Annotated in this window: 13 protein-coding genes; 6 read left to right on the top strand and 7 right to left on the bottom strand. The window is 53.9% G+C overall.

Annotated features, from left to right (window positions below):
- The first annotated feature begins 34 nt into the window (after positions 1-34).
- Genes LMED105_RS02705 through LMED105_RS16760 form a run of 3 tightly spaced genes read left to right on the top strand, consistent with a single transcriptional unit; the run spans position 35 to position 1,943 of the window.
- The gene (locus LMED105_RS02705; RefSeq protein ID WP_008247954.1) at positions 35-505 is read left to right on the top strand and encodes a DsrE family protein; all 471 of its coding nucleotides are present in this window, start codon (positions 35-37) and stop codon (positions 503-505) included.
- A 12-nt stretch (positions 506-517) separates the two neighbouring features.
- Entirely contained in the window at positions 518-1,804 is a 1,287-nt protein-coding gene (locus LMED105_RS02700) for an MFS transporter (protein ID WP_008247953.1), read from the top strand.
- A complete protein-coding gene (locus tag LMED105_RS16760; protein ID WP_008247952.1) occupies positions 1,779-1,943 on the top strand; it encodes a hypothetical protein in 165 nt (54 codons plus the stop codon). The genes LMED105_RS02700 and LMED105_RS16760 overlap by 26 nt, the downstream gene beginning before the upstream one ends.
- Before the next feature lie 11 nt (positions 1,944-1,954).
- On the opposite strand, the gene LMED105_RS02695 is transcribed toward LMED105_RS16760, so the two are convergent.
- The gene (locus LMED105_RS02695; RefSeq protein ID WP_008247951.1) at positions 1,955-2,704 is read right to left on the bottom strand and encodes an LrgB family protein; all 750 of its coding nucleotides are present in this window, start codon (positions 2,702-2,704) and stop codon (positions 1,955-1,957) included.
- Positions 2,697-3,071: a CidA/LrgA family protein gene (locus LMED105_RS02690; RefSeq protein ID WP_008247950.1), complete on the bottom strand. Its 375-nt coding sequence runs from the start codon at positions 3,069-3,071 to the stop codon at positions 2,697-2,699. The genes LMED105_RS02695 and LMED105_RS02690 overlap by 8 nt, the downstream gene beginning before the upstream one ends.
- Positions 3,072-3,177: 106 nt before the next feature.
- Between LMED105_RS02690 and LMED105_RS02685 the strand changes: the two genes are divergently transcribed.
- Complete coding sequence (locus tag LMED105_RS02685) at positions 3,178-3,846, top strand: OmpA family protein (RefSeq protein ID WP_008247949.1); 669 nt, start codon at positions 3,178-3,180, stop codon at positions 3,844-3,846.
- Positions 3,847-3,910: 64 nt separating this feature from the next.
- Here LMED105_RS02685 and LMED105_RS02680 read toward each other — a convergent pair whose 3' ends face one another.
- The 5 genes from LMED105_RS02680 to LMED105_RS02660 all read right to left on the bottom strand — a co-directional run bounded on the left by LMED105_RS02680 (position 3,911) and on the right by LMED105_RS02660 (position 12,997).
- Positions 3,911-5,680: an AMP-binding protein gene (locus tag LMED105_RS02680; protein WP_008247948.1), complete on the bottom strand. Its 1,770-nt coding sequence runs from the start codon at positions 5,678-5,680 to the stop codon at positions 3,911-3,913.
- A gap of 245 nt (positions 5,681-5,925) precedes the next feature.
- A complete protein-coding gene (locus LMED105_RS02675; protein WP_040512247.1) occupies positions 5,926-6,927 on the bottom strand; it encodes a CaiB/BaiF CoA-transferase family protein in 1,002 nt (333 codons plus the stop codon).
- Between the two features lie 280 nt (positions 6,928-7,207).
- Complete coding sequence (locus LMED105_RS02670; protein ID WP_156799484.1) at positions 7,208-9,553, bottom strand: acyl-CoA dehydrogenase; 2,346 nt, start codon at positions 9,551-9,553, stop codon at positions 7,208-7,210.
- 72 nt (positions 9,554-9,625) lie between these two features.
- A complete protein-coding gene (locus LMED105_RS02665) occupies positions 9,626-11,770 on the bottom strand; it encodes a 3-hydroxyacyl-CoA dehydrogenase NAD-binding domain-containing protein (protein ID WP_008247944.1) in 2,145 nt (714 codons plus the stop codon).
- A gap of 21 nt (positions 11,771-11,791) precedes the next feature.
- Positions 11,792-12,997, bottom strand: a complete 1,206-nt coding sequence (locus tag LMED105_RS02660; protein ID WP_008247942.1) for an acetyl-CoA C-acetyltransferase — start codon at positions 12,995-12,997, stop codon at positions 11,792-11,794.
- A 271-nt stretch (positions 12,998-13,268) separates the two neighbouring features.
- On the opposite strand from LMED105_RS02660, the gene LMED105_RS02655 reads away from it, so the two are divergent.
- Positions 13,269-13,895, top strand: coding sequence for a TetR/AcrR family transcriptional regulator (locus tag LMED105_RS02655; protein ID WP_008247940.1), 627 nt, complete (start codon positions 13,269-13,271; stop codon positions 13,893-13,895).
- A gap of 59 nt (positions 13,896-13,954) precedes the next feature.
- Entirely contained in the window at positions 13,955-15,241 is a 1,287-nt protein-coding gene (locus LMED105_RS02650) for a hypothetical protein (RefSeq protein ID WP_008247938.1), read from the top strand.

Genomic DNA, 15,241 nt, shown 5'->3' with positions numbered 1-15,241 from the left:
AAGGCAGGGTTAACCGACATTGAAGGAGCAATTCATGAATTGGCTGATGATCAGAAATACCTTGGTAGCCTGTGCAGCAGGCTTGTTGATGACTGGCACGGTGTATGCGCAGGAATCTGCCCCTGTGAAGCGAATGACTACACAGGACATTACCTCGAAGGTGGTGTATCACATTGACGGTGCTGAACAACCGCTAAAGGCTTTGCGCAACATTCGCAACCACCTGGATGTTTCACCGAGAACCACCATCATCGTGGTGACCCATGCCAATGGCGTGGACTTTTTAATGGAAGGCGCAAAACATGCTGAAACGGGAACTCAGTACGCTCCACTGGTAAGCGCACTGACTGCCCGCGGCGTGGTGTTTGAAATTTGTGAAATTACCCTGAAAAACCGCAAATTGACCAAAGACCAATTTGTACTGGATGCCACCTTTACCCCCTCAGGCGTGGTGCGTGTGGCCGACCTGCAAACCCAACAGGGCTTTGCTTACATCAAACCTTAATACCCACTTGCCATGCAATTGAACTCACACAAGGCAGTATCACCCCTCACCGTATTGTGGTGCGGGGCTTTCATCATGACCATTTCATTGGGCATACGCCATTCATTCGGGCTTTTTCTGCAGCCCATGAGTTTGAGCAATGAGTGGGGGCGTGAAGTGTTTGCCTTTTCAATTGCCATGCAAAACCTGGTGTGGGGTGTGGCACAACCTTTTGTGGGAAGAATGGCCGATCGCCTGGGGTCAGCCATCACCATGATTCTGGGCGGAGCACTGTACGCACTGGGTCTGTTTTTAATGGCGATGGTTGAAAGCCCGGGCATGCTGACTTTGAGTGCCGGTATTTTGATTGGCTTGGGTTTGAGCGGCACCACCTTCCCGGTGGTGTTTGGTGCAGTCAGCCGTGCAATGCCCCCTGAAAAACGCAGCATGGCCATGGGCATTTCCATGGCACTGGGTTCATTGGGGCAATTTGCCTTTTTGCCTGGAGGTTTGTTTTTGATCAACCAGGTGGGTTGGTCTTCTGCGCTCACCATTCTGGCCTGCTTTGCCGTCATTATTTTAGTGTTGGCCTGGCAATTGATTGAACCCAAAGCCAAACCCTTGAAAACCGACGATGCGCCCTGCAGTGCCGAGTGCCCAAATACCGCAGCCAGCCATCAGGAAGCACCTGCAGGCAAAGAACTGGGCATGTGGGCCTCGCTGGGGCAGGCCATACAACACCGTGCGTTTCTCATGCTGAGCGTGGGTTATTTTGTGTGCGGCTTTCAAATTCTGTTCATCAGCGTGCACCTGCCCAGCTATCTTCAAGACAGCGGCATACCTGCCAGTGCGGGCAGCACTGCACTAGCCTTGATTGGTCTGTTCAATATTCTGGGCAGCTACCTGGCTGGGCTGTGGGGTGGAAAGTTCAGAAAACCCATGCTGCTGACCGGCATTTATGGCTTGCGCGGTGTGCTGATTGTGGCCTTTATCCTGGCACCGTTGACTACATGGAGTGTGTATTTGTTTGCAGCCGGCATGGGCGTGTTGTGGTTGTCCACCGTGCCTTTAACCACGGGCACCGTATCTGCGATGTTTGGGGTAAAAAACCTGTCGATGCTCGGCGGCTTGGTGTTTATGTTTCACCAAATTGGCGCCTTTGTCGGGGGTTGGCTGGGCGGCTTGTTGTTTGATGCCACAGGCAGCTACACATTGGTGTGGTGGATTTGCGTGGCTTTAAGTGCAATCGCAGCTGCGGTAAACTGGCCCATCAAGGAACAAAGTGCAACCCCGAATGAGCCCGCAGCCCAAGCCGCCTGAAAATACAGACACTAACCCACCACTGATGCCACGCTGGGCCAAGGTGGTGTTGGTAGCGTTTGCCCTATTGGTGATGCTGGGTTATGCCAGCCCCGACATGCGGGCAGTGTATGTGGCCGCCTGGGCCGCCTGTTTTTAATGCCCTGGCACTTAGCTGAAAAAACCAAACGCCCATGGAATTAGCAGCGCACCAAAAATGCCGTGTAACCCCATGCCCAAGCTTGCATAGCGGCCCGCCTCGGGATGCACTGAAAAGGCGCGTGCCGTGCCAATGCCATGCGCAGCCAGACCCATGGTAAAACCGCGAACCCACCAACGCTTCATGCCCATTGAATTAAATAGCCAAGTGCCAACCGCCGCCCCCAAAATTCCGGTGACAATTGCGAACAAGGCAGTCAGCGTAGGCGAGGCACCAATGCGTTCACTCACCCCCATGGCGATGGGTGCTGTCACTGATTTGGACCACAAACTTTGAACAATGTCCAGGTTGGCACCCAACAAATGGGCTGTACCCAAAGCGCTGCCGATCGACAAGGCACCACCCACCAACAAGGCTGCACTCAGCAACACCAAAGTACGAATGGTTTGCCCCTTCACCGCAGTAAGCCCCTGGTAAATAGGAACCGCCAAAGCCACAGTGGCAGTGCCCAATAAAAAGTGAACAAACTGGGCACCTTCAAAATACTGCTGATAACTTAAACCCGTGATTTGCAAAAATGCCGCGAGCAACAACACCGCAATCATGACCGGATTGGTGAATGGATGCTGACCACTTTTTTTGTAGCACCACAAGCCAATTTGGTAAGCCAACAAGGTAAGAAACAGGGCACTCAGCGGGTTACCGCTGAGATAAACCCAAATTTCAGGAAGCTCCAGCACGCGGCGAGCCGATTCACTCATGTTTGCTGCCCTCGCTGACCTCGCCTGGCATGAAACGGGTGGCCAGTTTGTCCAGTACCCACGCTGTACCCACCAATGTGACCACCACGCTGACCAGCAAAGTAATCAAAATCACCACGCCAAACTCGGCGAGAACTGGCCAGAACACCACCACACCCACCGCCGCAGGCACAAACAGTAACCCCAGGTTTGCGGTAAATACATTGGCAGTGGATTGAATATCGGCAGGCACGCCTCCCCGGATGAAGAAGAACGCCAACAAGGCAATCAAACCCAGCACGGGGCCAGGAATGGAGGGAAACAGGGAGAAGCTAAGCAACTCGCCCAACGCTTGAAAAGCAAGAAGTATCGTCAATGATTTAAGCATGTGGCAGTGTAGCGCCATGAAATTTTTATAGTCAACCTGAAAAAGCGTGAGGCGTTAGAATGGAACTGACAGCAATTGATCTAGAACAAAACCCAAGGAATACACCATGAATAAATTCAAACTTTCAGCAATCGCCCTCACCTTGTTCGCTGCAGGCTGTGCCAGCAACGGTGGTGGCGTGTTTCAGCAACCACAGGCCCCACAGCAAGCGGCCCCTGGATCACCCGTGGCTGTGGCTGGCTGCCCTATGGCACCCGAGCGCAAGGTAGACAACACCAAAACAGCCATTGGTACCGCCGTGGGTGCAATTGGTGGCGCGATCGTGGGTAACAGCATTGACGGCAAAGACACCGTACGCGGTGCAGCACTGGGCGGCCTGTTCGGTTACCTGGTGGGAAGCCAGATCGCTGTACGCGAACAGCGCGACGGCTCGGTGATGCTCGACATTCCAGGTGCCGCCCTGTTTGACACCAACAAAAGCGACGTGAAAGCACAATTTGCAGGCACGCTGGACCAAATTGCAGCTACCTTGCGTGACAACCCCAACACCATCGTGTGTGTAATCGGTTATACCGACAGCACTGGCAGCGACCAATATAACCAGGACCTGTCTGTACGTCGTGCGCAGTCCGTCACGAACTTCCTGACGGCCAAAGGCATTTCAGGTGCACGTTTGACTGCCGCCGGTTTGGGCGAGGGCTTTCCAGTGGCCAGCAACGACACTGAATCTGGTCGTGCCCAGAACCGCCGTGTTGAGATGTATGTGCGCAATTAAGTTTGTTGTCGCATGAATAAAAAAAGCCACCTTCACAGGTGGCTTTTTTATTGGACTGAACTGCTTACGCTGTTTCTTTCGGCTTGTCGCGCAGTTCACGGCGCAGAATCTTGCCCACTGGGGTTTTGGGCAAGTCGTCGCGGAACTCAACAAATGAAGGAATCTTGTAACCGGTCAGGTTTTGGCGGCAGTGTGCAATCAAGTCTTCCTTGGTCACGCTCTGGTCTTTCTTCACCACAACCAGTTTCACTTTCTCACCAGTCACTGGGTCGGGTACACCAACCACGCCACATTCCAGCACGCCTGGGTGCTGGGCAACCACGTCTTCAATTTCGTTGGGGAACACGTTAAAGCCGCTCACGATGATCATGTCTTTCTTGCGGTCCACGATCTTTACAAAGCCTTGCTCATCCATCGTGCCGATGTCGCCAGTGGCCAACCAGCCGTCTTTGTCGATCGTCTTGGCTGTTTCTTCGGGACGGTTCAGGTAACCCAACATCACTTGTGGGCCACGCACACAAATTTCACCGGGCTCATTCAAACCAGCCCACAGGCCATCGTCACGCTTCAAACGCACTTCGGTGCCAGGAATCGGCAAACCCACGTTGCCGCGGAACGCGGGGCGCTCGCCACCATGCAGAGGTGGCACTGTTACCACTGGTGAAGTTTCTGTCATGCCGAAGCCTTCAGAAATCGCGCAACCAGTGACTTTGTACCAGCGCTCGGCGATGGGCTGTTGCAAGGCCATGCCGCCGCTCATTGCAAACTTCATGTCGGAGAAATCGCGGTTGCAGAATTCTTCGTTATTCAGGAATGCATTGAACAGGGTATTCACCGCAGTAATGACATGGAATTTTTCTTTGCGCAGCACTTTCATCACGGTGCCTACATCACGCGGGTTGGCAATCAGAATGTTGCGTGCGCCAAAGGTCATGAACAGCATACAGTTCACGGCCAGTGCATAGATGTGATACAGCGGCAGCATGGTGACCACGCAAATCGGGTCTTTGCCAATGGCTTCGCTCATCCAGGCCAGGCCCTGTTCCATATTGCTCATCAGGTTGCGCTGAGTCAGCATGGCGCCTTTGGACACGCCAGTGGTACCGCCGGTGTATTGCAACAAAGCCACATCGTCCAGCTTGGGGCTGGGCTTGGGATAAGAAACACCTTTGCCAGCGGCCAACGCCTTTTTGATCGGCACTGCTTGCGGCAGGTTGTATGCTGGCACCATTTTCTTGACTTTGCGCATGACAAAATTAACGATTAGGCCCTTCAAACCACCGAGCAAATCGCCCAACTGGGTAATGACGATGTTCTTGACCTTGGTGCCCTCGAGCGATTGCTGCAAGGTGTTGGCAAAGTTTTCAAACACCACAATGGTGGTTGCGCCAGAATCTTTCAACTGGTGATTCAATTCACGCACGGTGTACAGGGGGTTCACGTTGGTCAGCGTGCAACCCAGCTTCATGGCACCCACAAAGCACACAGGGAACTGTACACAGTTGGGCAACATAATGGCCACAACATCGCCTGCTTGAACACCAATCGACTTCAGGTAGCCCGCAAACTGGTCCGACATATCGTCGACTTGCTTGTAAGAGAACTCCGTGCCCGCAGACACAAACGCGGGGCGGTCTGCATACTTCTTCAGGCATTCGGCCACCAGTTCCAGCATGCTGGTGTATCGCAATGGGGGCATATCGCCACTGACGCCTGGAGGGTAGCTTTTGGTCCAGTAATGAGACTCAAAAAGCTCCTGCGCTTCTTTGCTGACAAAACCATTGAATTGATCGGGCGACACCTTAGGGGCGGCCTCGTCGGGACGTGCTGACATGTACTGATCTCCTGTAAACCGAGCGAATGCGGCCAAGGAGGTGCCACTGTGGGTGGCTTTTTATGTCTCCCCGGCTGAGCCTGCGTGGGCTCGGTTTTTATAAGTGTTGTATAAGACTTCCGGCAAATTCAACAATACCATTCTTCCCGCGATTTTGGTAAGAATCGCGTAAGTTAACCCAAAGAATTCAGGATTTTAGACGCAGTACTCGATTTACCGGCGCAATTTTCCCATCCGAAAAAACATCAAATGTGCAGCAAATTTCTCTGCTTGATTTCGGCTCGGGTCAGGACAGGGGTAATGCAGGCATCCACATTGCCAAACACCTGCTCCCAATGTGCAAGGGGTTGGGATGCAATCAGCGCCCTCATGTCGGCCAGCATTTGAACCGCCGGGGGAGTACCGGGCATGGCACCTCGACTCCAGTGAATATTCACCCACTCGGGCTTGCCCATGGCTTCGCAAGCCACTTTCCAGAACTTGTGCTCCAGTGAACCTACCGCCAAATGACGCTGGTCTGCAGTTTTGTACACGTTGTAACAGGCCAGGCCGCCGCTCAGCAAATCGTCTTGATGCTTGGCGGGCTTGCCGCTGAGCATGATCCACATTTGTTCCATGCTCTCGGGCATGATGTTTTGCTTCCACAGGTTGTGGGTCATGGACACATCCACAAAGGTGCCCTGCCCAGTGCGCTGCGCCTTCAACAGGGCGGCCAAAATACCTTGCACGGCGGCCGACGTACCACCGAACAAATCACCAAACTGCACGGCAGGAACAGGAATGTCACCGTCGGCTGTTTGCAAACCATCTAGCACACCGCTCAAGGCCATGTAATTGATGTCGTGCCCGGCCTTTTCAGCCAGCGCCCCTTGCTGACCGTAGCCTGTGATGCAGCACATCACCAATTTCGGATTCAGTGCTTTCAAAGTGTCGTAGCCACAACCCATGTCGGCCATCACGCCGGGGCGGAAGCCGTCAATCAACACATCCGCTTTGGCTGCGTGATCTTTCAATGCCTGAATGCCCTCGGGTGTGCGGAAGTCGGCAGTGACAATTTTTTTGCTGCTGTTCAATGCTGCGTAAAGCATAGGCATGCTTTTGGCGTCATCCCCGTGTGGGGGTTCCATCTTGATGACCGTGGCACCCATTTGCTGCAAGATCAGTGACGTTGCTGGCCCAGGCAAATTGCGCGACAAGTCGAGCACGGTGATGCCTTCGAGCAAGGTGGGGTCTTGAATGGGTGACATGAGTAATGGCCTCGGTGATTGGTTGGTAGTTGAGTGTAAAAACGGCAGCTCGCGAATGAGCAGGTTGAATGCCCATACGCGGGGTGATACTCGCTTTGCCCGATTTTGCAAGGTTTCCCGGCGGATTCGCAGCGCGGGGCGATTGCGCAGCAATCGATGCGAAGACGCCAAGGCGTTTCGCATGCCCCAAGCCAGAAGCATCAAGCCGGAAGAAGAAACCTTGCTTAGGGCGAAACGAGTAACACCCCAAGTAAATGGGGCATTACCCGCACGCAGCGTCTTAAGAGTTCACAACTCTCAAGCGCTCACCTTGTACCGCTGCGCCATGGCTTACATTGGGCACATTGGCACATTCAAAACCTGGCGCGTAAGTTACCGAGTTGTCACCGAAGAATTCCTGCGGTGTGAACTCGTCAACCATGATGGCTTCCAGGCTGATTCGGTTGGCACGGTCCAGCAACTTTTTGTCGGCTGCTGTAATAATGCCTTTGGCCAATGCGGCTTCGGCCATTTCCTGCACAGAACCCTTGTCCACCAGCTTGGAGCGGCGTGCCTGAATGACCTTCATTTGCACCACTTCGGCTTCCTGTACGGCCTGGAAGGCTGCCATCAAACGCTTCACGCCTGTGGTTTGTGCCAGCACTTCATCGCTGTCCATGTCGGCCAGGTTGAACTTGGGCATGTACAAATCACCTGTGATACGGCCCAGTTGGGCACCGCTCTTGGTGATTGTTTTGGCCACGGTAGGCACCAAACGATCCAGACCAGAACCAACAATCGGGTTCACGCGCAAGCTGAAATAGCCCACGGTGCGCAGCAAAAAGCCCACTGCGTTGTTGCCAAAGTTGGAATAGATGGATTCGAATGCTTTTTGCACTTTCGCCAAGGCGTATTCGCAAGCGTACTGCACCAGTGGCAAGTCTTCCTTGATTTCACCTTCAGCCACGTAGCGGCGAATGGTTGAAATGGCCAGCAGTTGCCAGCCCAAAGCATCGGCGAAATGGCCGGTCAGTTGCTGGCGGGCTTTCAACTTGCCACCCACGGTGATCAGTGCCATGTCGGTCAGGAATGAATAGCGTGAAGACGCCCAAGCCAGCTTGCGCAGGTAAGGTGTAACGCCATCAATCTTCGGTGTGCTGGCCAGGTAACCACGAGTCAAGGTCAAGCCCACCAAGCGACCCGTGTTGACAACCATGTGACCAATCCAGCCTTTCAATGCACTGCTGAATGTGGGCAGATCGTTGGCTTCCAGGGCATTTGCAATTTTGAATGCATAGGGGTGACAACGCACAGCACCTTGACCAAAGGTAATCAGCGAACGGGTCATGATGTTCGCGCCTTCAACAGTAATGGCAACCGGGGCTGAACAGTAGCCGCGGCCGATGACGTTGTTGGGGCCTTGCATTACACCGGCACCCGCCATCACGTCCATGGCATTCTTCGCCTGTTCACGTGAAAGCTCGGTGAGGTAGGCTTTCCACACAGCAGAAACAACCGGGGGCTGCTCATTGTTGTCCAGTGCGCTCACTGCATACACGCGTGCCGCTTCACTGAGGTAAGCCATGGCTGCAATTTCGGCCAACTTTTCCTGAATGCCTTCCATTTCAGCAATCGGCATGCCGAACTGTTGGCGAACACGGGCGTATGCGCCTGAAGCAGCCGCTGCTGCACGCACGCCACCCACCGCACCAGCAGGCAATGAAACTGCGCGACCACCGGCCAGCTGTTCCATCAACATGCGCCAGCCCTGGCCGGCACATTCAGTACCACCAATAATTTCGTCGGCGTCAATGACTACATCGCGGCCGATAATGGGGCCGTTGTAGAACGCATCACCAATCGGCTGGTGGTGCTTGCCCATTTCCAGACCAGGAATGCCACGGTGAACCAGGCCCACTGTAATGCCAGGCTCAGCGCCTTTGCCCAACAGGTTATCCGGGTCGTGCAGTTTGAAGGCCAAAGAAATGAGGTTGGCCACAGGTGCCAAAGTGATGTAGCGCTTGCGAAAGTTCAGTTTGATTTGAACCTTGCCTTCTGCGTTTTTAAACACCACACCACGCGCCAGAATTGAAGCAGCGTCTGAACCTGCAGTGGGTTCGGTCAAACCGAAACAGGGCAGGTATTCACCAGTGGCCAGGCGTGGCAGGTAATGTTCTTTCTGCGCTTGTGTGCCGTAGTGCTTGATCAATTCGGCCGCGCCCAAGCTGTTGGGAATCACCACCAAGGTCGACAGCAATGGGCTGTGCGACGTGATCATCGCCATGATGGTTGAAATGGCGTTAGCAGAGAATTCCAGGCCACCAAACTTTTGCGGAATCAGGAAGGAATAAAAACCGGCAGAAGCCAAAAAGTCCACTGCCTTTTTCGGAATAACACGTGTGGTCGCAATTTCATGCGCATCACACATTTCGCACAACTGCTGCACGGGGCCGTCGATGAACTCGCGCTCACGCTGGCTCAGTTTTGAATAGGGCTCGGCAAACATTTTTGCAAAGTCGGGCTTGCCGGAAAAAACCTGGCCGTCGATCCACACCGTGCCTGCTTCAAGCGCCTGGCGCTCGGTCGGCGAAATTTGCGGCATGGCTTTGGCTTTGATCAAGCCATTCATGATTGCTTTGAATACCATGGTTACTGCTCCTGTTTTCGTCAAACAATGCGGGGCCATCTGCACAAAGCAAACGGCCCCACCGGGTAAAAATTACGCCAGATTGTCTTCCAGCTTTTTGCCTTGAGCGGCCATTTCCACCAGCATGCTGGCGGGCTTGAAACGCTCGCCATACTGGGCAGCCAATTCTTCACAACGCTTTACAAACTCGGGCAAGCCCTTGGCGTTGATGAACTGCAACATGCCGCCGGTGAATGGCGCAAAACCCAAACCGAAAATCGAACCGATGTTGCCGTCGGCCACTGAACGCAGCACTTTTTCCTGCAAGCAGCGTGCGGCTTCATTGGCCTGGATGTACATCAAACGGTCCTGAATTTCCTGTGAGCTGGGCTGCTCTTTGGCCAGCGGGAATTCTTCGCTCAACCCCTTCCACAGTGTTTTGCCTGCGGGGGAGTAGTCGTAGAAGCCCTTGCCGTCTTTCTTGCCGATGCGACCATGCTTTTCGGCCACGGTAATCAGTGTTTTGTAGCCTGGGTGCTCGGGGAAAGTTTGGCCTGCGGCTTCCATGTCTTTCTTGGTTTGCTTCATGATCAGCAAACTCAGGCTGAGCGACACTTCGTCGTACAGCGCCAAAGGTGGCATGGGCATGCCGGCTTCCAGACCCGCCATTTCGATGGAACGGGGGTGAACACCCTCGCCCACCATGGCAGCTGCTTCCATCAGGAAGGTACCGAACACACGGCTGGTGAAGAAGCCACGGCTGTCGTTCACAACAATCGGTGTTTTGCCGATTTGCTGAACATAGTCGAAGCCCTTGGCCAGTGTTTCATCGTCGGTTTTTTCACCCATGATGATTTCAACCAGCGGCATTTTGTCCACAGGGCTGAAGAAGTGCAAACCGATGAACTGGTTGGGGCGCTTGGAAGCCTCGGCCAAGCCAGTGATTGGCAAAGTCGACGTGTTGGATGCGTACACGGCTGTTGCTGGAATAACCGCTTCTGCCTTGGCGGTTACATCGGCTTTCACGGCACGGTCCTCGAACACGGCTTCAATCACCAAATCCGCACCTTCCAGCTTGGAATAGTCGGTGGTGGCCGTGATCAGGTTCAGCAGTGCTTCTTTCTTTTCAGGAGTGCTGCGCTTCTTGGCAATGGCTTTGTCCAGCAGGTTGGTGCTGTAGGCCTTGCCTTTGTCGGCGCCTTCTTGCGTGGCGTCAATCAACACCACTTCAATGCCAACCTTGGCGGACACATACGCAATGCCGGCACCCATCATGCCTGCACCCAGCACGCCAATTTTCTTGACCTTGCTTTTTGCAGGTGCGCTTGGGCGGCTTTGACCTTTCTTGATGCTGTTGAGCTGATACCACAGCGTGTTCATCATGTTCTTGCTTTCTTGCGACAACACGCACGCAGCAAAGTAACGGCTTTCCACTTTCAAGCCAGTGTCGATGTCGGTAATACCGCCCTCGAATACGCAGCTGGCAATGTGAGTCAGCGCTGGGTAGTTACCAAATGCCTTGGCATTGGCCATGCTGGGTGCGATCGCCCAAATTTGCGCAATGGCTGGGTGCTTGGAATCGCCACCGGGGAATTTGAAGCCTTTTACGTCCCATGGCTGCAAGGCTTTTGGATTGGCCACTGCCCAGGCTTTGGCCTTGGCAATCATTTCCTCAACTGAATCTGCTGTGTCTTGAACGATGCCCTTCTTCACCGCCTGCTCAACGCGCAGCTCGGTGCCTTGGGTCATCATTTCCAGCGCGCCCTGAATGCCGATCATGCGTGGCAAACGCTGTGTACCACCGCCGCCTGGCAACAGGCCCAGCTTCACTTCGGGCAAACCGAACTTGGCTTTGGGGTTGTTCAGTGCAACGCGGTGGTTACAGGCCATGGCCAGTTCCAAGCCGCCACCCAATGCGGTGCCGTTCAAGGCGCACACAATGGGCTTCTCGCACTTTTCCATGCGGCGCAACAAGGTTTTGAAGGCTTCTGCCAAATCAAAGGCTTGTTGTGGGTCGGTAATTTTGTACACCGTGTCCAGGTCAGCGCCAGCCAAAAACTCTGGCTTGCCAGAAGTCAGCACCACACCTTTCACGGCCGCATCGGTTTCAATGCGGGTCAGGGCTTCCGCGAACGGGCCCATCAGTTCTTCGTTCAATACATTCATGGAACGGCCGGGCATGTCGAGCGTGACTACCGCGATGCCATCCTGACCGAGTTCAAATTTCACTGCACTCATTGTTGTTTCTCCTTCGGCCAATTAAATGCGTTCGATGATGGTGGCAATACCCATGCCGCCGCCCACACACAGTGTGGCCAGGCCCAGGGTTTTGTCTTGCCGCTCAAGTTCATCGAGCAAGGTGCCCAAAATAATTGCGCCTGTTGCGCCCAGTGGGTGGCCCATGGCGATCGATCCGCCGTTCACGTTCACGCGGTCCAGGCTAACGCCCAGATTGCGTGCGGTTTGCATGGGCACCACAGCGAAGGCTTCATTGATTTCCCACAAATCGATGTCGGACGCTTTCAAGCCTGCTTTTTGCAGAGCCTTCAAACAGGCGGGCGTTGGGCCAGTCAGCATGATGGTGGGCTCGGAACCGATTACCGCAGCAGCACGAATGCGTGCGCGTGGCTTCAAGCCAGCCTTGCGTCCGGCTTCCTCGCTACCAACCAATACCAAAGCAGCGCCGTCCACGATGCCGGAAGAATTGCCCGCATGGTGAATGTGGTTGATGCTTTCAACGGTGGTGTACTTGCGCAGGGCCGTGGCGTTAAAGCCCATGCTGCCCATCATTGCAAATGAAGGCTGCAGGCTGGCCAGGCTTTCCACAGTGGCGTTGCCACGAATGAATTCGTCGTGGTCCAGCATGATCAAACCGTTAAGGTCTTTCACAGGCACACGGCTTTTGTTGAAGCGGCCTTCGGCTTGGGCCTTGGCAGCACGGCGTTGGCTTTCAACCGCGTAGGTGTCTACATCGGTACGGCTAAAGCCTTCCAGCGTACCGATCAAATCGGCAGAAATGCCTTGGGGAATAAAGCCCAGTTTGTCATTGATGCGGGGGTCCATGAACCAAGCGCCGCCATCACTACCCATGGTCCAGCGGCTCATGCTTTCAACGCCACCAGCCACTACCATGTCTTCAAGACCGCTGCCCACTTTTGCCGCGGCCAGGTTGACTGATTCCAAACCGGAGGCGCAGAAGCGTGACTGGGTAACACCTGCCACTGTTTCGGCCCAACCCGCATCCAGCACAGCTGTGCGCGCAATGTCAGCGCCCTGCTCGCCCACTGGGGTTACGCAACCCAGTACCACGTCGTCCACCAAGCTGGTGTCGAGATCATTGCGCTGCTGCAAAGCGGTCAGCAGGTTGTTCAGCAACCACACTGGAGTGGCCTGGTGCAGGCTACCGTCTTTTTTACCTTTGCCCCGTGGGGTTCTTACTGCGTCAAATATCAGTGCCGATGGCATCTGTGCCTCCTGGATTTTCTGGATTCGGTAACCGAAATTACCGAAGGTATCGTGAATTCTTCACAGTCCAGAATGGCGATGTGCAAACGCACAATCAACCCAAGAAGTTACTTTAGAGTGTCACCTCTATGAATATGGTAATTTAGCTTACCGTTTTTGATCACCCAAGTGTATCTGGCTTGAATCGTGGTTGACCAAACCCGGACTCGTACCAGATGATTCGCCTTTGGATTTCCCCCTTTAAACCCATAAAAAGTGGGTGTCGCTCACCATGAATGCAAGCGCAAGCAACCACAAAGCAGATATCAACGCCAACCCGGCCACCATGCGAAAGGCCACGCTGGACCGCATTGAGAATGCAGTACTGGAGCTGTTTACCAACCACGATTTCAACAGCGTGCCACTGATTGAAGTGGCGCGTACGGCCAATGTTTCACTGCAAACCATTTACAAATACTTTGGAAGCAAGGAACAGTTGGTGGCTTACGTGCTGGACGCCACACTTAGCCGCCTGGCCAACCGCATGATTGACCACCTAGAGGGTATTGAAGATTACCGTGAACGCCTGCGCAAAACCCTGTGGGTGATGCTGGATTACTTTGACAAACACCCCAAGGTGATTTTGCTGTTGACCGTATCCATACCCGCCAGCCGCTACCAGGACCTGCCGGTGTATGAAAGCCCGGAGCTGATGGGTGCCTTTCTTGGCATGCTGAAAGAAGGTCAACACAAGGGAGTGTTCAACAACACAGTGTCCAGCAAAATGCTTTTGGACGTGTTTATGGGCGTGTTTGGCCGTGTGGCGCAAATGCATTTTCTGCGCAAGGAAAGCCACAAACTGATCGACCAGTTTGATGACCTGTTCGGAATTTTGTGGGGCGCACTCAAAGCAGCCTGACTGGGAACTGATATCCAGTGCAAGGTTACTCAATTGCACCGGGGCAGATTGCGCACACTATGTCAGCGAATATTGAACAAGTCCACATTGAATTGTCCATTGCCAGCCTTTGGCAGCACTTGGAAAAACACGCTACAAGCACCACCACTGCTGCCCTAAATGCCAATGATGCCCATGCAACTCAAAACCTCGATTTGCCCTGCGTTAGTCCAGCAGGCAAACCCTGGAATGAATTCACCAGTTCGAAAACCCTTCATCAGCCCTATGTGCAACAGCTCAACCAATCCACTCATGCCCTGCGGGAGTTTATTCAACAACACGCCGCCAACAGCCCCCAAAAACAAAAGGCGCTGGCCAACATTCAAGACTTTGCCGCCACCAAAGTAAATTGCCGCCCAACAGCACTCACCCCGCTGATGGTGAACGAAAACCGGCGCAACCTGCACCTGATTGCCCAACAACTTCAAAACAATGCCATTCCATTGCAACAGCGCACCGGCATTGCCTTGGCCCTGGCCGAGGGGCTGAATGTTTGCGCTGAAGGAACCACCCTTAATATACTGAGTTGCGCCAGCGAACTGATTAACCAACAGCAGGGGCTTGCCGGCTTGGTGATCAAGATCAAGAACCAGTCAATTGATCAGCAGTTGCTTCAGCTGGTCAAGCACATCGACAGCAGGCGATTGAACCTGACACAGGCCAAAGCACTGGAAATTCATCATGTACAAGCACTGAAGAATCACGTAGCCAGCCAATGGGGTTTGACTGCCGTCACAGACCGCTACGCAACCGAGGAGTATCAACAACAATTTGGGCCCATGGCACTGGCTCTGTTGGAGAAAACCGTTACCCCCGCTGCGCTGGCCCACCTTGTCGCAGATCAAATCGCTAACAAACTTGCAGAATTCACCCCTGGCGACCTGAACACAGGTATGGCCAGCGAGCAATTGAAAACGGAACCCCTGCGGCGGTTGATGCAGGCAGAATTCGGAAGCAGTGTTGAACTACAACACTGTCTGCAATTCAACGACGACTACTCAACCGTGAAGCTTGCATCTCGGGAGGCGCTGGCAAGCCATGTGATTCAGGCATTCCAGACTATTGGGCTGTTACCAGCCAAAGCCTCAGCGCATTTCCTGCTGTCCCAACAAGAAGTGCCTACCCAACAAGCGATCGAGCAAACAAGCCATTTGGCGGAAACTACTGTATCGCAGCATGCTGACTGGAGTTCACCCGCGTGGAATGCATCTTTCTGGCTGGGGCACACACTTCAAGGCCTCACCAACAGGCCGGAAGATGATCGCAAAAAATCAGCACAGCACCATACCGGTGCACAAACTGCCTGA

It is taken from the genome of Limnobacter sp. MED105 (assembly GCF_000170915.1).
Classification (GTDB): domain Bacteria; phylum Pseudomonadota; class Gammaproteobacteria; order Burkholderiales; family Burkholderiaceae_B; genus Limnobacter.
This window is presented reverse-complemented; position numbering and strand designations above follow the sequence as displayed.